This window comes from Mesorhizobium sp. A556 (genome assembly GCF_054489545.1).
Window position 1 is genome coordinate 58,101 of record NZ_JBTMXA010000016.1, and the last position, 18,902, is coordinate 77,002.

Below are 18,902 nucleotides of genomic sequence, written 5' to 3' on the forward strand. Positions count from 1 at the left end.
CAATCCTTGCCGCCAATGCCTGGCTGAACGCCGGGCCAATCGTCGACCTGCGCCTTTAGCCGCCTCGCGCGACCGGACCCGTCATGGATGACAGGGTCAACGGCCGGGGCCCATGTCAACGCCGCACACGGTCAACACGCAAGCCGCGAACACGCCTCGCGGAAGGAGAAACCATGTCGAAAGACACAGCCATATCCCGGTATATCGTCCGCCATGCCAGCCCGGCCGACATCCCGGCAATCCGAGCCATGCAGGAGCACTCCATGTGGGTTCTCGGCGGCGATTTCTACGCCTCGAACGAAATCGCCAACTTCCTCACCATGTGCGGGACGATGGACGATGCCGTAGTGGAAGAAGGGAATTACTTCGTGGCCGAGGACCATCGCCGCGCGATCCTCGGCAGCGGCGGCTGGTCACATTTGCGACCGCGCTATGCCAGCGCAACTGCCGCGAGCGAAACGATCGCCTGTGTGCCAACCGTCCGCAGCGTGTTTGTCGATCCCGCAGCCACACGCCGCGGTATCGCGTCGATGATCATGTCGCGGACGGAACGCGACGCCCTCGAACATGGGGTCGATACGCTTTACCTGACGGCCACGCTCTCCGGCTTCGCGCTCTACGAGGCGTTCGGCTATCAGACGGAAGAAGCGACGGAACTGAAATTCCCGGATGGGTCCCGCTTCGAGTGCGTCAGGATGTGGAAACCGTTGGGAAAGTCGGGGGCTCGGGCAGCTTGAGGAGCTGCGTCCGATCCGCCACGGTGCATCTCGCTTACTGCGGATGCAGTCTACGTTGCTCGCCCGCAGTTTCGCTTCTACACCTGCCTGCCGAGCCTATTTCGTCGATGATGATTGCCTTGCACGTCCGTCCACCGTTCCATCGCCCAGTTGGTCGGCGCGAGAAGCATGAGCGCGATAGTGACACTAGCGCCAGCGTGATACGATTGGAGCGATTTAGAATGATGAGCGCGTGTCGCGCCGAATGACTGGCACGAAGAGGTACTTCACAGTGCGTTCGCCCATCAGCAACAGCGCTTTCGTCGTGTCCATGTCGGGAGTCGCGGCCGGTCGGGTGCAGATATAGAATTCATCGCGGGTACTCAAAACAATGCGAGCGTCGCCGCCGCTGACTTGCTCCCTGAGGCTGGCGACGTAATAGCCGTCGGGATTGGGACGGACGTCGTCTTCCGCGGCAGCCTCATTGATATGGTCAGGGCCACATAATCTCGCGATGCGGGAATCTGCTTTTGCAGCCGTTTGCGCGGCCGAAAGAAGTGCGAGAGCGATGATGAGCTTGGTGCGATTCATGTCTTCCTCCTTCCAATCCGGTGCTAGGATCGCTTTGGAAGCGAATGTCGAATTGGTTAGGGTAGGAAGCGCGCCAAGAGGGTGAAATGTCCCGAAAGGCTCCTGAAATTGACCCGAAATCTGCTGAAACGATCACGTTTCGCGGTTTTGTCTTCCTGACGAAAAGCAACCAGCTCCAGACGGTTGAAGGACAGGCGATCGACCTTCGCAGCCAGTCTGCCGAAGTGCTTTCAGTGCTCGCCGCGCGCCCGGGCGAGATTGTCTCAAAAGATGCGCTGATGCAGGCGGTTTGGCCCGATACCTTTGTGACCGACGACAGTCTCACCCAATGCATCGCCGATATTCGCCGCGCGATGCGCGACGACGAGCATTTGATCGTTGATACTCTCCCCAAGCGCGGCTACCGGCTGAATGTCGATTCATCGGACGCGGCTGACCCAAGCGCCCCAGCCGACACGGAACAAGCCAGGATGCGTTCCTCGAAGCGCGGCTTCATCGTTGCTGCAATCGTTCTCGTCACGGCGCTAGGCGCATATTACGGCGCGGCGTGGCACTCCGCGACGATACCTCCGTCCGACGTGCCGAGGATTGCGGTACTTGCCTTCGACGACATGAGTACCGGTGCGGACGTGGGATATCTCAGCGATGCCGTCGCCGAGGGGATCATCACCGAGCTTTCGCGGAGCAAGACCTATGCCGTCATAGCGCGTAACTCGAGCTTCAGGTACCGCAGCCAGCCAGTTGACACCAGGCAGATCGGAGATGAACTCGGCGTCGACTACCTGCTCGAAGGCAGCCAACAGAAGATCGGAGATCGACTGAAAGTGACCGCCCAGTTGCTGAATGCGCATGACGGTTCGCATCTCTGGGCCAACACCTACAACCGGGAGATTGGCGATCTCTTCGTTATCCAGGAAGACATCATTCGTACGCTTGCCGATCGGATCGGACGGAGGATCGAGCGCCCCCTGCCAAAAAGCGACGCTGCACAGGTCAGCGCGCTTCACTATCACCTGGTGGGGATTGCTGAGATCCGAAGAGATTTCTCTGCCGCGGGGAACGCGCTGCTGCGGCAATTGAACCTCAAGGCGATCGAAGCGGATGCGAACTCCCAGTTCGGCTATATCGGGCTGGCTTGGCATTACCGCCATGCCGCAGTTTTCGGATGGCACGCGGAGGAGTACGACCGGGACGAGGCATTGAAGCGCGCTGCCGAAAATGCCGACAGAGCAGTCCTACTCGCTCCGGACGATGCTGCAGCACATCATGTCCGCGCGAGCATTCACACCGAAGCCGGAGAGGTCGAGCAGGCCCTTGCCCGGTACGATCAGGCGATCACCCTAAATCCCAGCAACTCGAACAGCTTGGTCCAGAGTACAGATCTGCTGCTTTATGTTGGCCGTACGGACGAAGCGATCGACCGGATCGAGCAGGCTATGGGCCTCGATCCTTTCCACCCTGACTGGTTCCACTGGCAGATGGGCTGGGCGCGCTGGGAAAAGAAAGATTGCGGGGCTGCGCTGACGGCGATGCGCAAAATGTCCAGAATCCCGAGCGGCGCACACCGAATGCTTGCCGGGATCCACGCCTGCCTGGGAAACGAGCGGGAGGCAAAGCAAGCGCTTGCGATTTTCCTCCAGAACTCGCCCGGCGAATCCATCCGTGAAGAACGCAGGAAATGGGAAAAGATTTGGACCGCAAGCGGAAGCCTCGACCGCTGGATCGAACACATGCGGATAGCGGGGTTGCCGGAGTAATGGCCGACAGGGCCTCAAGGAAAAGACTGTGCGTCGGATCGGAGGGTTTCTCGATATCCGACCCCTCGCTTGCGCCTATCTCGAAAACTTGCGCCAGCGATGCGTCGATAATCTCAACCATGTCTTGAGCGGCAGCGGTATCCCTACGATATAAGCGGACATTTCGGCCGGGGCATCGCAGAGTGACCAGAAGTTTTTGATGAGGGCACGCTCAAGCTGCATCGTGTCGTCCCCCGAGGGCCGCGCACGCACTGTCCCCGAGGGCCGCGCACGCACGTGTGCATAACTTAGATCCACACCGTGCGCGAATGGCGGTTTTCAGGATCGGGGACGGTCGCTGGAATGACCGAGATTGGGCGCATTGCTGCTCGGCAGCATTGGGGCCGAGAACGGAATGGCAGCTTTCGGGGCGAAGTTACCGATAAGCAGTCATTCCGGTGAGACCCCTTTGTAGACGTTAAAGCCAAGATCGCCCCCTCATCTGGCCACTCGGACACGATCAGCCGTACCGCCGGCGGTGGATAGAATGTGTCTGGGCGACCTGCAGTGACTACGACCAGAGGTCTTATCGATGTTAAGGCCTGATTTTCCCAAAAATTGGTTTCGCTTTTCGTACGTCCGTGTTCGGAATGGGGAACGAGCCGGCCACTCCGCCTCTCGCATATATAACGATGACCCTTGCGGTTAAATCCGTGGGTTAACACGCTCTACCCTGCCGCCTCACGCCCGCTTGTTCTGGCGGTTGGCGATCAGGTCGTCGACGACGCTCGGGTCGGCCAGCGTCGATGTATCGCCCAGCGCGCTGAATTCGTCCTCGGCGATCTTGCGCAGGATACGGCGCATGATCTTGGCCGAACGCGTCTTGGGCAAGGCTGACGCGAACTGGATCTTGTCGGGCGTGGCAATGGCGCCGATCTCCTTGCGTACGTGATGGATCAGTTCCTTGCACAACGCTTCGCTCGATTGCTCGCCTTCAACCAGCGTGACGTAGCAGTAGATGCCCTGGCCCTTGATGTCGTGCGGGTAGCCGACGACCGCCGCCTCCGACACCTGGGCAACCAGGGCATTAGCTATAGCGGATTCGATGCGAGGAGGGCTAGACGCTTCGCTGGTTCAACGCGGAACCTACGATCATGGCCGGCAGAAATAGCATAGCGGCGACACCAGAAACGCTACCTACTGTGGAAATCCGTTCTCGTGCACGACGCCCCAGATCTTTCTGTTCACGTCGGCGATATCCTCGATGCACTCGGAAATGCGCGTAACCTCGGCACCGTCCAAAGCCTCGATCTTGCCATACTTTATCGAGTCCTTCCCGTCGAATATGCGCATAAGCTGTGTGTGAGAAATATCGCCCTTGTCGTCGAACGAATAAATGCAATGATTGTATTTATTCCGCAGTTTCGATTGCTGGTTCAAGCGTTCGAGCAGCGCGAGAACATCCGTCCGACATTGTTCGGGTGTCTTGGCCAGTTTGGCGAGCCTTTCCACCAGGTCGATCCGCGCCCGCGTCGTGTTGAGCGTCAGGAAGATGACGATAGCGGTTTCTTTGTCGACCCGAGCCAGGCCCGCGATCAGGTGGATGAGCAGGCTCTCCGTATTGGTCCACGTGTAGTTCAACCGGCCGATCAGAAGCAGTATCTGCTGAAAGCTCTGCATAGCGTGGACCTTAGCGGGGCGTGAACCTTAGCGGGGAATGAAACTCGGCGGGCCGCGTGCCATTCGTGACCGGGCCGATCCTATCCAGAAAACCGAGGCGGCGGCAATATTGTTCGGGGCCGCCGGTGACATCTGGCCCGACTCGCGTCGCCATACGGACGGGCTACATCGTTCGGCGTTGGAGATCAGCTCAAGTTTCCGCTAACAGGCGTAGGCTTCCACACCTTGTCATCAGCGATTTAGCTAGGATCTAGCTAGAATGTGCAGCTAGGCGCGAGCCGCCTTCCCGCCCACGCTGCGACCGTCTCGGGTGATCCGGGACACGGACATGCTTCTGATTTCAGTGCCTTCCGTTCCCGGCCCGGCTTGTGCCCGGTCGGGTGTCTGAACACGCTGAACCGGATGATGGCCGTTTTTCACTGCGGGAGGATTTCGACTTGATCGAGCTTTTGGGCTCGGTGCCTGCCGATTTGTAATGCATGCGGCAAGCCTGGTTCTCCCTCGTTTGTGCAACCGCCCGCCCGGCTCAAGGCCCACTGACAGATGAACGGGGTCATGCTGGAACGGCTTCCAACATGAGGTGCGACGATGTCTAGAGATACGCATAGCTCAAGCTATCAATTCGATCCGAGTCAGGATCAAAGCCAGGATCAGGGCCAAGGCCAGGCTGAGGCCCAGGCACAGTTGCAGGCTGAACTTCAGGCCCAAGGGCAAGGGCAGGGCCAATACCAATCCAGCCATTCCGACAATGAAAATGCCAACGGTAATGGCAACCTCAACCTCAACGGCAATGCCAGCCTGAATGCCAACGGCAATCTGAACGCCAATTTGAACAAGTCGATGAACGAGAGCACCAACAATAACACGAGCAGCAATACGAACTCGAACACCAATACGTCGGACACGCATGTGAATGTCGATGTCGGGCTCGACCTTTCCGGCTACGCGCCGAGCAACCGCGACGTCACCGACGTTAGGCTCGACGGGGGCTCGCAAATCGACAAGCTGCTGGTCAATCATGACGGCCAGATCTTCTACAACCCCGGCGACGGCGCCTCGTTCAACGATTTCCTGAATGGCTCGCTGAACGGCGAGGGCAACGATTCCGCCCTGTCGGTCGCCCAGGTGAACAATCTGGACGACAACGACCATCTCGGCAGCGCGAACCTGTCGAATGACGGAACCTTCGAGCAGAACGGCGATGCCAATGGCGGCTATGCGACAGCTGGTCCCGGCATCACCGCCGGCGCTGATGGCGGCGGCGGTGGCGGCAATGGCACGGCCAATGGCGGCCAAGGCGGCGAAGGCCACAGCTTGGGCGGCATCGGCATCGGCGGCAGTGCGCTCGGTGCCGCACGCGGCGGCGATTCAACCGGTGGCACAGGTGCTGCCGGTGGAGCCGGAACCGGCCTCGGTCTCGGACTCGGTGTCGGACTTGGCGAAGGTGGTGCCACCGGCGGTAACGGCGGCAATGCCAATGGCGGCGACCAGAACGGCGATGGCGGCACCGGTTTCGGTGCAGGGCTTTCGGGTGCCGACGGCGGCAATAGCGGCAATGCCGACAGCGGCAATGGCGGCGACGCGGCCGGCATCGGCCTCGGCGCGGCAGGCAGCGGCGACGCCGGCAACGGCGACAGCGGCAATGGTGGCGATGCGGCCGGTATCGGCTTCGGCGCCGGTAATGGCGAAGGCGGCGACGGCGGCAACGCCAGTGCCGATGGCGGCGGCGCGCTCGGTCTGGGTCTTGGCCTGATCGGTGTCGGCGTCGGCGTGGTCGGCGACGCCGGGCAGGCAACCGGCGGTGCCGGTGGCAATGGTGCGGGCTCGGGTGCCGGCAACGGCGCGGGCACCGGCGGCGACAGCGGCAATGCCAATGGCGGCGACAGCGGCGACGCTAATGGCCTCGGCCTCGGCAACGGCCAGGGTGGCGACAGCGGTAACGCCAGTTCCGGCGATGCCGGCGACGCGCTGTCCCTCGGCCTCGGCCTTGGGCGCGGCGGCGATGTCGGTGACGGCGGTGCCGGCGGCATGGCAGGTGCGGGCGGCGGTGCGCTGGGTCTCGGCGCCGGCACGGGCATGGGCGAAGGAACCGGTGCGGGCGTCGGCGGCGCGGGCGGCCAAGGCGGCTTTGCCTGGAGCGGCGATACCATCGTCGTACCGGTCGCGGGCGACGGAACCGGCGGCGCATCCATGGGCGGCAACGGCGGTGACGGCGGCGCAGGCGGCATCATCACCAACGGCGATGGCGGCTACGGCGGCGATGGCGGAACATGGGGTTCCAACAACGGTCATGACAGCTACGTCAACGGCCTGTCGGAAGCCCACGCGGACGCCATCGTCGACACCAGCGCCTTCAACCAGAGCATCGTGATGGGCGCCAACATGATGGAAAACCTGCTGAGCCAGACAGTCGTGGGCGGCAACTACGACCAGATGGACCATAGCGGTTCCTGAGCGCTTCGAACGTTCCGCGCAAGCGGAGCCTGAGAGCCGGGCTACGCGGGAAATCCCGCGTAGCCCATACTGATCGATAAATGCCCCATTCGTCGGAAAATGCAGCAGCAATCGGAGAACGGTTCCGTGCATTTGGACAAGATCACCGAGGCGATTGCCCACTTCATCGGGTTGTTCCAGATAGAGACGGAGCAGGCGCGACTGCGTAACGACTACCTTGAATTCAAGGCTTTGCAGGCGCGGGAAGCGCCCCCGGATCAGCACGACCACACCCAGGTCACTTTTCAATCGCCTTATGATTTCAACGATCCGGACCCTGGCCTGCACTATGTGCCCGCCGCACCCGCGATCGTGCCGCTGAAGGTCGTCACCAGCGTGGCCTACGCGATGCCGGAAATCCCTGTGGCAGGCGCGACGCCGCCGGTGATTTATCCGCAATATGCAGCGCCGCCATTGCTGCGGGATTTCCTGTCGAGCATGCGGATCGTCGAGCTGACGCCGCCGGGCTCAGTCGCCGTGCATATCTCGCAAATCAACAATCTTTCCGACAATGATTTCGTCAATGTCGGCACGAACGCCGTGGCCTTCCATGCGATCGGCATGCCTGCCCTCGCGCTCGACGCCTTGCTGGACGACGCCTCGCAATTCAGCCCCATCGGTGCCGCCACCTTCGGGGCGGCGGAAGACATCGGCACGTTCATTACCGATGCTGCCGCGTCGCTGAACGCCTTTGCCGCCGGCATAGAGGCAGCGCAGGCACAAAATGCCGACGATCCTTTTTCTCCCTTCAGTTCCGCCGATGGCATTTCCGTTCATGCGGATGTCTCGCTCATTAGCGAGCCGGAAGCCGACGCGATCTATATCAACGGCCGGATATTCGACGAGGCTCCGAAGCTGGACGATGTGCTTCCGGCCGCATCGCCGCTCGTCAGGGACGCTGCGGATACGCCCGCCGAACCGCTGCCGGGCGGCAATCACCAGATACAGGGTGTGGGTTCGACCGCAACCGGCGAGACGGTTCACGGGCAGGGCGAAATCTCCGGCCCCACCTCGGTCGAAATCGGCGCCGGCAGCAATGTGCTGTGGAATTCAGCGACGCTGGTCAATGAGGCGCTGGAAGGCAATGTCTTCGCGGTGGCCGGTAACCACTTTGAGCTGAACGCTATCATCCAGGTCAACGCCTGGAGCGATTCCGATTCCATCGGCGCCAGCCTGAGCGGCTGGGGCAACGCCGCGCAGAGCGCCACCACGGCGGCTTTCAACATCGCCCAGATGCAGCATATCGACACCGAAAGCGGTGCCGCCGCGTCGAACGATCCGGCGCAGTTGGGATTTCCCAAGGCGTGGGCGATCACCGAAATCCACGGCGACTTCGTTTCGCTGAACTGGGTCCAGCAACTCAATTTCGTGCTCGACAACGACACCAGCGTCGTCGCCTCCTCGTCCGGCGTGACGATGAGAGTCGGCATGGGCGAAAATCAGGGTTTCAACGACCTCTCGCTTGCCGATCTCGGCAAATACTACGATCTCATCCTGGTCGGCGGAAATTACTACGACGCCAACATCATCACCCAGACCAACGTGCTACTCGACGACGACGTCGTGGGCGCGCTTACCGGCTTCCACACCTCCGGCCAGGGTTCGGTGTCGGCCAGTGACAACTTGCTGTGGAACGACGCGAAAATCACCAGCATCGACCACGACATGACGGGCGCGCTGCCAAGCGGCTTCTACGACGCGCTGCATGGTTTCGCAGCCGGTGGCAAGATGTTGCCGGCGAGCGTGCTTCAGGACAGCGCCTTTCAGGGGCTCGAGGGGCTGCGGGTGCTCTACATTTCAGGCAGCATCTACGATCTGCAATATGTGAGCCAGACCAATGTGCTGGGCGACGCCGACCATGTCGCGCTGGCAATGAATTCGGCGGCTCAGGCGGATTTGAACGCTGATTGGACGATCACCACCGGCTCCAACACCCTGGTCAATTCGGCGCAGATCATCGACGTCGATCCGTCCGGCAAGACCTATTTCGGCGGCGACCACTACTCGGACGAACTGCTGGTGCAGACCGACGTCATCCGCACCGACCACGGGCTGCAAATCAAGGACGCGGACCATCTGGTCAACGAGGCCGTGGCCTTTCTCAGTGACGACATGATCAAGACCACTCCCGAGGACTCGTTCTCGCATCTCAGGGATGATGTCGGCGTCCACTCCGCCCACAGCGACATCATGCAATCCGTCGTTTCCTGACGACCAATATTCCGGGACGGCAATGAACAGACATGTGAACTCTACTCCCCATATGCCGCCGGCGACGGGCACTGATGAGGCCGCGCAATCGCCGGCGGACAGCACGGCATCGAAGGCTGCGTCGGACCTGAGGGATATCGATGGACGGTTCGCTTCATTCATGGCTGAGATCGACGAGGCCGCCGCCGAACTGAGGCGAACGGCAAGGCCGATCTTCTTCCGACCGCTCGATGTGGAGCCGGATGCGCCCGCCGGATCCACGCCCGCCGCCGAGGTCGAAGTAGTGGAGAGGACGGACAGCGGTCGGCCAGGCAAGGAAATTCCAGCGGGGACCATTCCGGCCGGCACGCTCAAATCGATCGAAGGCGACAGCGGGCCGATCGAGGTCAAGCGCGCGATACCGAAGATCCGTGAACAGGGCAATCAAATGGCCGCTGGCGGCGGCGGCGTTTTCCATCGCCGCCTTGGCGCAATCAACCTCGCCGACAATCTGAACGCGGGCATCCATGCGGTACGGCGCAATCTTCTTGTCGTTATGGGTTTCACGCTCGCCACCAACGTCCTTGTGCTGGCGATCCCTGTCTATCTGTTCCAGATATCCGACCGGGTGCTGACCAGCCGCTCGACCGACACGCTGATCATGCTGACCATCCTGATCGCTGGTGCTGTCATCTTAAACGCCGTGCTCGACGCCGTCCGCCGCTTCATCCTGATGCGCACGGCTGTCGAGGTCGCCGCCCAGCTTGGCGCACCCATCCTCGGTGCCGCGGCACGGGCTTCGCTCAACAGCAACGGGCGCGAGTACCAGACGCTGGGCGACCTCCAGCAATTGCGCGCCTTCCTGGTGTCGGGCACGTTGCTATCGTTCCTCGATGCGCCGCTGACCCCGCTGTTCATGCTGGCGGTTTTCCTGGTGCATCCCGACCTTGGTTACATCGTCGTGCTGGCCGCCTTGCTGCTACTGGTCATCGCCTTCTTCAACCAGCGGGCGACAGAGGCACCGTTCCACGAGGCCGGCAATTTCCAGAGCAAGGCCAACCTTCACCTCGACTCCATGGCGCGCAATTCCCAGATCATCAACGCGCTGGCGATGATCCCGGAAGCCGTCAAGATATGGGGCCGCGATACCGCCGGCTCGCTCAAGGCACAGGTGGTGGCGCAGGACCGCAACGTTATCGCCGCTTCCATGTCCAAGGCGGTGCGAATGCTGGCGCAGGTCGCCATGCTCGGTTGGGGCGCCTATCTGTCGCTGGAAGGGCAACTGACCGGCGGCATGGTAATCGCCGCCTCGATCATCGCCGGACGGGCGCTGGCCCCTGTCGAAGGCGCCATCGAGGGCTGGCACCAGTTCATCAACACCCGTTCGGCCTATCAGCGGATCGCCGCCCTGTTGCGGGCCTCACCCTTGAATTTCGAGCGCTTAAAGCTGCCGCGCCCGCAAGGCAAGCTCGACGTCGAGCGGCTGTTGTTCGTACCGCAGGGCACCAAGCGTGTCGTGCTGAACGGCATAACCTTCACAATGTCGCCGGGCGAATCGCTGGCGATCATTGGCGATAGCGGCGCAGGCAAGACGACGCTCGGCAAGATGCTGGTCGGCTCGATCCTGCCTACGTCGGGCAATGTGCGCCTCGACCTGATGGATTTGCGCAACTGGGACCAGCGCCAGTTCGGCGAAAACATCGGCTATCTGCCGCAGGACGTGCAGCTGTTTCCCGGCACCATCAAGGCCAATATCGGCCGCATGCGCGACGACGCCAGCGACGACGACATCTACAAGGCCGCCATGCTGGCCGACGTGCACGAACTGATCTCGACCTTCGCGCAAGGTTATGAAACCATCGTCGCCGGCGACGGTTCGCCGCTGTCGGGCGGGCAGAAACAGCGCATCGCACTGGCGCGCGCCTTCTTCGGCACCCCTCGGCTCGTCGTGCTGGACGAACCCAATTCCAATCTCGACGGCACCGGCGATGCCGCCCTGCTCAGGGCGCTCGATCATGCCAGGCAGGAAAAAATCACCGTCATCACCATCACCCAGCGGCCGTCGCTGCTCAATTGCGTCGACAAGATCCTGTTGCTTGCCAACGGCACGGTATCGATGTTCGGCGTCCGGCAGGAAGTCCTTAAGGCGCTTGCGCCCTTGAACGCCGCCAATACGCGCAATGCCGTCGGCCACCAACCGGCACAGGCAGTATCGTGAATACGAGCATCGCCGAAGTCCACGACATCGAATGGTACAGCAATGTGCCGCGCTCGATCCACAAGCACGCGGTTGTCGGCCTGATCCTGGTGGTGGCGGCGTTCGGCGGCTTCGGCACATGGGCCGCAACCGCGCCGCTGGCCGCAGCCGTCGTGACCGCCGGCAGCTTCGTGGCGACGGGTGAAAATAAGGTGGTCCAGCACCTGGAGGGTGGCATCATCCAGGACATTCTCGTCAACGAGGGCGACCATGTCACCGCCGGCGAGGCACTGATCCGCCTCGACGGCATCGCCGCCCAGGTGAAGCAGCGGCAACTGTTCCTGCGGCAGGTGCGGCTGGAGGCAAACGTGGCGCGGCTGAAGGCCCAGGTCGCCGACAAGTCGGAAATCGCCTTTCCCGCCATCGTTACTGGAAATGCCACCGACAGCGACGTCAAGGCGATCGTCGACGGGCAGCTTGCCAGCTTCCGGTCGGCCCGCAACCGGATCGACAGCGAGACGGACCTGCTCAAGCTGAACATGGAATCGCTGAAATTCCGGACCGAGGGGTTTCAGCGTCAAAGCACGTCGATGGCCGAGCAGCTCGATTATCTCAAGCAGGAATACGCCGGCAAGCTGCAGCTTCTCGAGCAGGGACTGATCCGCAGGCCGGAGGTCAACGCCATCCAGCGCGCTATGGCCGATGCCGAAGGGCAGATCGGGCGGCTCGATTCGGAAGTATCGGAAACGAATTCCCAGATCGAGAAATTCCATCAGCAGATCAACCAGACGGTGACGGAACTGAACCAGAAGGCGCTCGATGAATTGCAGAGCAGCCAGGGCGACCTCGACGCGATCCGTCAGGAGGTGCTACAGGCGAAGAACATCACCCAGCGCTCGACGATCAACGCGCCGGTCTCGGGCACCGTGGTGCGGATGTATTATCATACATCGGGCGGCGTCATCGAAAGCGGCAAGAAGATCCTGGAGATCCTGCCCTCGGACGTGCCGCTGATCATCGAAACCCAGATCCAGCGCAAGGACATCGATGCGGTGAAGCCCGGCCAGAAGGCGACAGTACGGCTGGTCGCGCTTAACCGGCGCACCACGCCCGTGCTGAACGGCGATGTCTATTACGTTTCGGCCGACGCGCTGTCGGACGCGACCATTCCCAACCAGGAAGTCTATCTGGCCCGCGTGCGCCTGTCGCCCAGCGAACTCGCCCGCATTCCGGGCTTTATCGCGACGCCGGGCATGCCTGTCGACGTGATGATCGAGACGGCGGAACGGACTTTTCTCGACTATCTGACCAAGCCGATCCGCGAAAGCATGTCGCGGGCCTTCACCGAACGATAACGGTCTTTGTACGGGCAGATCGCCACCGAAAGGTTCATATCCCGTCAGGCGTCTACAACCTCACTACCCGGCAAGCCTGATCCCTGCAACAACGTCTCGAAACTGTTGGAATCGATCAGGAATATGCCGCCAGGCCCCCTGCCTTCGGCGTTTCCGAGCGCGTTCACATAGATGCCTTCGGGACCGCAATGGGTGGTGTGCAACCGCGAATATTTCGCCTTCTCGCGATCTCTTCGGCTCGATGACCCTTCACGGTCTTCGGATTTCTTGGGTCCGGTTTGACATCGATGATGTGCAGCCTTGAGGATCGCAGGCCGGTACGACCAGATAGCGCCGCTCCATATGCGGGTGCGGCGCATTGGGGCATAGGCAGGAGGAACACGGGTTCCAGCCGAATGGTGCAAGTCGTCGCCCGCATTCGGCATCTCGACCTAGCCGACGATACGAGAATAGGAAATAGATTTTGGGTTGACGTCGACCACGGCTATCGCGTCGGCTTCACGCGGTCGGGGTCGAAGGCGGCCACATAGGCCAGCGTTTCTTGCGGCGCCTTGGCCGCCATTCTTGGCGAGGGATAGAACGAAGGATCAGGTTGCCATGATGAACCCCTTCTCTTGATCGTTGATGCAGCCCCGCGCCCTGGTCCTCCAAATTGACTTTACGTGTGATTTTCGCACCGGAGAGCGACGGTGTCCAATCAAGTGTCTGGCGGCGAGGTCCGGTCGTCGTCAGTGAATTACTGCGTGCGCCACCGGCATCGAAAAGATCAATTTCACGATATCCACGCTTCCTCACTGACTGGCCGTGCCATCGAGTTAGCGATCAACTGATGGCTTCGATCTCCGCGAGGAATCGTTGGAGTTCTTCCATGCATACTGGCCAGGCAGGTTCGTGACCCAGGATGATGTGACTGCGGCTTTCCAGTACGACGAAGCGGGCATTCGGAATGCTGATGGCGAGTTCCCGGCCTTGCTCCAGCGTGATGCGTTGGTCGTGGCGTGCATGAAGCACCAAGGTCGGTGCGCGCACGTGCCTCAATTGATCGCGTACGTCGATGTCGCCAAAAGCATTCTGGAAACGGACGGCGTTGTCCGGCGATGTCGTCTGTCGTTGGAACTCGTCGAACCAGGCGAGTTCGTCCGGCGTGCCATCGGGCATGAAAGTCTGCGAGAAGATGTGACGGTAGGCGGAATTGTTGGTGCCCCAGCCGAGCCTGGTCAAGGTCAACACGGCCTGACGCCGCTCCTGCTCTTCCAAGGAGGAGCCGATGCGCCAGCCTGCCGCATAACCACCCATTAATATAAGCGCGGAGACGCGCTCAGGATGGCGCACCGCGTAGGCGATCGACACCGCGCAGCCTTGCGACATGCCAAGTAGAGGAAAACGTTCCAGCCGGAGCGCGTCGACGACGGTTTCAAGGTCGCGCACGAACGCCTCGAAGCTGATGTCGTCCACGTCCCAGTCAGAAAGGCCGTTGCCACGTTCATCATAGCGGATGAACGTGTGTCCATTGGAGAGCGTCTGAAAAGTCTTGCCCCAAATCAAGCTCTGCCAGTCGAGTTCGAGGTGATTGAGCCAGTTGGCGGCTTTGACCAGAGGCGGCCCCCGGCCGACGGTCGCATAGGCGATACTCACCCCGTCTGATGCCTGACAGAAGCCGATCGACTGACGCTGCAGCAAACCTCGCGCTGTCCTTGCCGCCTCGGCCGCGATCGGTGGGGGCCCGCGTTCCGACAAATCGCCGACAGGCGGCAGGCCAGCTTCCCTGGCGATCCGGTGGTAGCTGCTCATCACTTTGGCGGCTTCGTCGCTACGACCGATCCGTCTAAGCGTTCGAATCAGAATGCCAGCAGCCTGTTCTGAGATCGGATCTGTATTTTGCCAGTGGCGCAGCCATTTGACCGCGTCATGGTCGCTGGTTTCGGGATGTAGGGTGATGCGTTGCAGCACCTTGATACGGAGTTGCACCGCCTCGTCGCGTTCCGCTGCTAGCCATGCCTGGTAAGCATCAAGCTTCGGCAAATCTAGTCCGTCGAGCAGGGGCAGCGCCAAAGCCTTCACCGTTTGGTGCAGTTCGTCGAGCGTGACGGCCGGCGAGGAGCCCTGTACCCGGCGGACGATTTCGAGGTAGTCTACTGTCGCCGAATCTCGGATGAGCGAGACACGTTCGCGATCGGCATTCAAATGCGCCACGCCGGGCTGGTCGACCGCGGCCCGGATTTTGCTCAGCGCCCATCTCAGCGATCCGCGCGGGTCGTCAGGCAATTCCCAAAAAATCTCACACAAGCGCTCGCGTCGATGCGGGCGATCGGTAAGCACCAAGTAAGCGAGCAGCGCGCGTGTTTTTTTAGAGGGTGGCAGATCGAGCTGCCTTCCGTCCCGTGTGATGCGCAATTCGCCTAGAAGGGAGATCTGGATGTGCGATGACATTACGCTCTCCACTGCCCCTATCGGAAAATACCACACTTTTCAGGGGTTTTACCACGCTTGCTACCATGGTCGCTCACACGCAACGCAAACATCCTGCACGCCGTTGATCGCGTTCGATCAGCGGAGAGTAAACAACACTGAAACCACCTAACCCTGGAGTTCATGATGAAAAAGATTGCTCTTGCAACCGCCCTTCTAGTTGCTGCCGGAAGCGCTTTTGCCGGAAGTGACCATTTTGGATCGGGCCACGACCTCAATTCACCGGTCGTCGACAACTCGTACACCGCTTCCATGAGTCCCAGCACAACGGCCACGGTCGACGAGCCGGATGTCAGGGCAACGAATAAAATCCAGCCGCAGTTTGAGCACTGACCATATTTCTAAAGCGGCGGGCGTGCCCGCCGCTCAAACTGCCTGCGTCACCTCCCACATCCGGTGCAACCTCGATCGACAATGGTGAGCGTCGCTCTGCCTCGCCGTCGCGCTCGATATTGCCATTGCTTCTTCGCCACCTCGGCCGGCTTCTCCTTAGCGCGATTCCGGCCGCTATTGCATTCATCACTGAAGGAGAACTCAGCTTTTCACTAGAGGAGAAGTCATCATGAATTACCTTCCCAGACGTGAATTCATCGCTCAGAGTGGGGCGACCCTCGCGGCATTGGCGTTCTTTCAATCACGGGTTGCCCACGCTTTTCCAATTCGGGCCGGCGAGGAAGTTGTCAAATGGCTTGATCAGCTGCCGCCAAACCCGGTTCCTGAGGTGATCAAAAATCAGCTTGTCTGGGAGGACCTCGATTCCTGGGTAACACCCAACGACAAGTTTTTTTCAATCGCGCATTTCAACCGGCCGGTCATCGACGCGAGCACGTGGAAGCTCGAAATCGGCGGCTCGGTCAAAAAGCCGATGGCGCTGACACTCACCGACATCAAGGCTCGACCGCGCCAGGAAGTCACGTTCACGGTCGAGTGTTCGGGCAATACTGGCCTCCCGTTTTTCAACGGCGGCGTCGGCAATGCGCGTTGGGCGGGCACGCCGCTCGGTCCGATCCTGCAGGAGGCCGGGGTCCTCGATAGCGGCATCGAGGTCGTCTTCTGGGGTATCGACGAAGGCGAGATCACGCGAGCCGACAAGGTCAAGTTCAAGCAGAATTTCGCGCGCAGCATGTCGCTCGTCGATGCCATGGATCCAAAAAACATCCTTTGCTACGAGATGAATGGGACTCCCTTGCCGCCTGATAACGGCTTCCCACTGCGGCTGATAGCGCCAGGCTGGTACGGGATCGCGAACGCGAAATGGCTCAAGCGCATCGACGTGCGTGACGAGCGCTTCGAGAACCGGTTCATGGGACGCGACTATGTCACGCTCCGCGAGGAAGACCACAACGGCGAGACGGTATGGGTGGAAACTTCTGTCGGGCGGGCGCGGCTGAAATCGGCACCGGCCCGGGTCACTCACATCGGCAATGACTACCGGATTGTCGGCGCCGCCTGGGGCGCGCCGATCGACCGGGTCGAGGTGAAGGTCGACGACGGGCCGTGGATGCCGGCGGATATCGACGAAACCGACAAGGCGGACTTCGCTTGGAAGATGTGGTCCGTCGACTGGCCCAAGCCCTCCGCCGGGGAGCATACCGTCACCTCGCGCGCGGTCAGTACGGGAGGGCAGGTCCAACCCGCAATGGACGATCCCTTTATCGCCAAGAAGCATACCTATTGGGAGAGCAACGGTCAGATTACGCGTCGTATCAGCATTCACTGAGGAACGTTTCGCTGCAGGACCGGCGACTTCTGGCGTTCGAATGGCGAAAGCCGATTGCTTGGACCAAGGTTGCGAACTGGTCCGTCGCGGTACTCAATGAAAGGGAAGCATTGGCAGCTGCCGGAGGATGCTCGACCGAAGCGAAGCCGACGGGGACGCACCGCTATGTGATTGATAGGAGGCGGGATGCCTGCAAAACGGGGCAACAAGAGCTATGCGATGTCACTCAATGATTTTCCAGTATGAGTCCTTGCGGATCACCTTGCCATTGCGAAACGTATAGAAGTCGCAACCACGAACCTCGGTTTTCTTTCCGTCACGGCTCGTCCCCGTGAGGGTCCATTTGGAGCTGCCAGTATCGGCAGCCGAATCCACAAAATGCTCCTCGTTGCCGTAGTGGACATCAGGCAGACCTTCAAAGCGTGTCGCCAGCGCTGCTCGCACGTTCTGCTTGCCTTCAACGCGAGTTCCCCACGGCTTTGCACCCCGTGGCATCTCCAGAACGCAGTCGTCAGCAAAGAACGTCATGATGCGATCGAGGTCATGCGCATTGAAGGCTTCGCACAGCTTCATTAGTGTCGATCGAATGTCCATTCGGCGATCTCCGTACAATCGGATCATCGATATGTTGTTTGGACATGTTCGGCGTCCGAATAGGCTATCAGCGCTCGGGCCGGCCCAATTGTTAACTTCGAGCATCGTTCATGCGCTCATTATAAGCCAAGATCGTAGCAAAGCGAACTCCGCTCACCGGACAGTTTTCGAACGGACAAAATGGGCGTGTCTGGAGTAGATTGTGATTATGCTCGCGAGAGTAGCGCCTGCCACGGAGATCATCCGTAAGCGGCAAGCCGAGGCCGTTTAGCGGCTGAAGTTCCATGGCATGAGCTCGTCGATCCGGCTGTTGGGCCAGCGATTGGCGATGCGCTCGAGGGTCTGGGTCATCCAGGCATGGGGATCGAAGCCGTTCATCTTTGCAGTGGTAGAGGTGGCCGCGTTCGTCTGACCCTTTCCGAAATTTTGGGCCTGGGTACCCTGGCTACCGTGCCGGCAACTGCGCAGGCCGACAGCTTCCATTTCGGGATCAGTTCACACGGATCAAGCTTCGGCTATCACAGTGCCGGATATGGCCATGGCCCCCGTTGGGATCGGCGCGCCTGCACCCCGCGCAAGGCGCTGCACAAGGCTCAGCGCATCGGTGTTCATCGCGCTCACATCAGCAGCGAGAACTGGCACACGATCCGCGTCTCTGGGCGCAAGCATGGTCACCGCATCAACGTGACCTTCGCCAAGGCCCCGCACTGCCCAATCATCCGTTAATTCTCCACTGCGGGGGCGAGAAGGCCGATGTACCTCCGGCCTTCTCATTTCGACGGATAGGCTGATACCAATGCGCCCTATTGTGTCGCCTGTGGCTATGTCATTCTCACAGTGCGGCGAACCCACAAGGAAAACCGTAAGGGCCGGCGCGACACCCCAAGCCCCCGCCCACGCGCCGGCCTTTGAAAGCGTCGCCCGCGCCGATAGACAACGCTAGATAACTCGATGAACCGACCTCCAGTTGCAGGTTGCCGCTACCGTTTAGAATAGATGGTTATTACATCGTACCAATCGCGATCTACAGGAGAAAAATTCTGTTCATCTATGGAAATTTTGAAACAATTTTCTTGATTGAATTGAACGCTCTTTAAGAGATCATACGTACAACGAGAGTATGGCAAATATACCACGCTCGGCGGGTGCGGAAATGTCGGC

At 60.5% G+C, this 18,902-nt stretch carries 14 protein-coding genes and 2 pseudogenes; 9 read left to right on the top strand and 7 right to left on the bottom strand.

Annotated elements, in window-relative coordinates:
- Positions 1-173 precede the first annotated feature (173 nt).
- A complete protein-coding gene (locus ACX3P0_RS22220; RefSeq protein WP_459091991.1) occupies positions 174-737 on the top strand; it encodes a GNAT family N-acetyltransferase in 564 nt (187 codons plus the stop codon).
- 216 nt (positions 738-953) lie between these two features.
- On the opposite strand, the gene ACX3P0_RS22225 is transcribed toward ACX3P0_RS22220, so the two are convergent.
- Entirely contained in the window at positions 954-1,307 is a 354-nt protein-coding gene (locus ACX3P0_RS22225) for a hypothetical protein (RefSeq protein WP_459091993.1), read from the bottom strand.
- An 86-nt stretch (positions 1,308-1,393) separates the two neighbouring features.
- On the opposite strand from ACX3P0_RS22225, the gene ACX3P0_RS22230 reads away from it, so the two are divergent.
- Complete coding sequence (locus tag ACX3P0_RS22230; RefSeq protein ID WP_459091995.1) at positions 1,394-3,064, top strand: winged helix-turn-helix domain-containing tetratricopeptide repeat protein; 1,671 nt, start codon at positions 1,394-1,396, stop codon at positions 3,062-3,064.
- 720 nt (positions 3,065-3,784) lie between these two features.
- Here ACX3P0_RS22230 and ACX3P0_RS22235 read toward each other — a convergent pair.
- Positions 3,785-4,138, bottom strand: a pseudogene (locus ACX3P0_RS22235) (AMP-binding enzyme); the annotation flags it as partial.
- 102 nt (positions 4,139-4,240) lie between these two features.
- Complete coding sequence (locus ACX3P0_RS22240) at positions 4,241-4,723, bottom strand: hypothetical protein (RefSeq protein WP_459082788.1); 483 nt, start codon at positions 4,721-4,723, stop codon at positions 4,241-4,243.
- A gap of 588 nt (positions 4,724-5,311) precedes the next feature.
- Here ACX3P0_RS22240 and ACX3P0_RS22245 point away from each other — a divergent pair.
- The 4 genes from ACX3P0_RS22245 (at position 5,312) to ACX3P0_RS22260 (ending at position 12,958) form a co-directional block, all read left to right on the top strand.
- Entirely contained in the window at positions 5,312-7,177 is a 1,866-nt protein-coding gene (locus ACX3P0_RS22245) for a hypothetical protein (protein ID WP_459091997.1), read from the top strand.
- Between the two features lie 99 nt (positions 7,178-7,276).
- Positions 7,277-9,427 (top strand): type I secretion protein, encoded by a 2,151-nt coding sequence (locus ACX3P0_RS22250; RefSeq protein WP_459091999.1) that lies wholly within the window; start codon positions 7,277-7,279, stop codon positions 9,425-9,427.
- 22 nt (positions 9,428-9,449) lie between these two features.
- Positions 9,450-11,624, top strand: coding sequence for a type I secretion system permease/ATPase (locus ACX3P0_RS22255; protein ID WP_459092001.1), 2,175 nt, complete (start codon positions 9,450-9,452; stop codon positions 11,622-11,624).
- Positions 11,621-12,958, top strand: coding sequence for an HlyD family type I secretion periplasmic adaptor subunit (locus tag ACX3P0_RS22260; protein ID WP_459092003.1), 1,338 nt, complete (start codon positions 11,621-11,623; stop codon positions 12,956-12,958). Before ACX3P0_RS22255 ends, ACX3P0_RS22260 begins: the two co-directional genes overlap by 4 nt.
- Positions 12,959-13,002: 44 nt before the next feature.
- On the opposite strand, the gene ACX3P0_RS22265 is transcribed toward ACX3P0_RS22260, so the two are convergent.
- Positions 13,003-13,383, bottom strand: a complete 381-nt coding sequence (locus ACX3P0_RS22265) for a selenium-binding protein SBP56-related protein (protein ID WP_459092005.1) — start codon at positions 13,381-13,383, stop codon at positions 13,003-13,005.
- Between the two features lie 397 nt (positions 13,384-13,780).
- A complete protein-coding gene (locus ACX3P0_RS22270) occupies positions 13,781-15,388 on the bottom strand; it encodes a bifunctional AfsR/SARP family transcriptional regulator/alpha/beta hydrolase (RefSeq protein WP_459092007.1) in 1,608 nt (535 codons plus the stop codon).
- Positions 15,389-15,553: 165 nt separating this feature from the next.
- Here ACX3P0_RS22270 and ACX3P0_RS22275 point away from each other — a divergent pair, with 165 nt between their 5' ends.
- Together ACX3P0_RS22275 and ACX3P0_RS22280 are read left to right on the top strand one after the other, a co-directional pair.
- Positions 15,554-15,760 carry a DUF680 domain-containing protein gene (locus ACX3P0_RS22275; protein ID WP_459092009.1) on the top strand — a complete coding sequence of 69 codons (207 nt, stop codon included), beginning with the start codon at positions 15,554-15,556 and terminating at the stop codon, positions 15,758-15,760.
- A gap of 229 nt (positions 15,761-15,989) precedes the next feature.
- A complete protein-coding gene (locus ACX3P0_RS22280; protein ID WP_459092011.1) occupies positions 15,990-17,147 on the top strand; it encodes a sulfite oxidase in 1,158 nt (385 codons plus the stop codon).
- Positions 17,148-17,369: 222 nt separating this feature from the next.
- On the opposite strand, the gene ACX3P0_RS22285 is transcribed toward ACX3P0_RS22280, so the two are convergent.
- Together ACX3P0_RS22285 and ACX3P0_RS22290 are read right to left on the bottom strand one after the other, a co-directional pair.
- The gene (locus ACX3P0_RS22285) at positions 17,370-17,741 is read right to left on the bottom strand and encodes a nuclear transport factor 2 family protein (RefSeq protein WP_459092013.1); all 372 of its coding nucleotides are present in this window, start codon (positions 17,739-17,741) and stop codon (positions 17,370-17,372) included.
- Between the two features lie 267 nt (positions 17,742-18,008).
- A pseudogene (locus ACX3P0_RS22290) lies at positions 18,009-18,161 on the bottom strand (transposase domain-containing protein); the annotation flags it as partial.
- Here ACX3P0_RS22290 and ACX3P0_RS22295 point away from each other — a divergent pair.
- Positions 18,099-18,467 carry a hypothetical protein gene (locus ACX3P0_RS22295; RefSeq protein WP_459092015.1) on the top strand — a complete coding sequence of 123 codons (369 nt, stop codon included), beginning with the start codon at positions 18,099-18,101 and terminating at the stop codon, positions 18,465-18,467. The pseudogene ACX3P0_RS22290 and the gene ACX3P0_RS22295 overlap by 63 nt on opposite strands.
- Positions 18,468-18,902 lie beyond the last annotated feature (435 nt).

Coding starts and splice junctions, on each gene's coding strand:
- ACX3P0_RS22220 (WP_459091991.1), top strand. CDS start 174: ATGTCGAAAGACACAGCCATATCCCGGTATATCGTCCGCCATGCCAGC.
- ACX3P0_RS22225 (WP_459091993.1), bottom strand. CDS start 1,307: ATGAATCGCACCAAGCTCATCATCGCTCTCGCACTTCTTTCGGCCGCG.
- ACX3P0_RS22230 (WP_459091995.1), top strand. CDS start 1,394: ATGTCCCGAAAGGCTCCTGAAATTGACCCGAAATCTGCTGAAACGATC.
- ACX3P0_RS22240 (WP_459082788.1), bottom strand. CDS start 4,723: ATGCAGAGCTTTCAGCAGATACTGCTTCTGATCGGCCGGTTGAACTAC.
- ACX3P0_RS22245 (WP_459091997.1), top strand. CDS start 5,312: ATGTCTAGAGATACGCATAGCTCAAGCTATCAATTCGATCCGAGTCAG.
- ACX3P0_RS22250 (WP_459091999.1), top strand. CDS start 7,277: ATGCAGCAGCAATCGGAGAACGGTTCCGTGCATTTGGACAAGATCACC.
- ACX3P0_RS22255 (WP_459092001.1), top strand. CDS start 9,450: ATGAACAGACATGTGAACTCTACTCCCCATATGCCGCCGGCGACGGGC.
- ACX3P0_RS22265 (WP_459092005.1), bottom strand. CDS start 13,383: ATGCCGAATGCGGGCGACGACTTGCACCATTCGGCTGGAACCCGTGTT.
- ACX3P0_RS22270 (WP_459092007.1), bottom strand. CDS start 15,388: ATGTCATCGCACATCCAGATCTCCCTTCTAGGCGAATTGCGCATCACA.
- ACX3P0_RS22275 (WP_459092009.1), top strand. CDS start 15,554: ATGAAAAAGATTGCTCTTGCAACCGCCCTTCTAGTTGCTGCCGGAAGC.
- ACX3P0_RS22280 (WP_459092011.1), top strand. CDS start 15,990: ATGAATTACCTTCCCAGACGTGAATTCATCGCTCAGAGTGGGGCGACC.
- ACX3P0_RS22285 (WP_459092013.1), bottom strand. CDS start 17,741: ATGGACATTCGATCGACACTAATGAAGCTGTGCGAAGCCTTCAATGCG.
- ACX3P0_RS22295 (WP_459092015.1), top strand. CDS start 18,099: ATGGGGATCGAAGCCGTTCATCTTTGCAGTGGTAGAGGTGGCCGCGTT.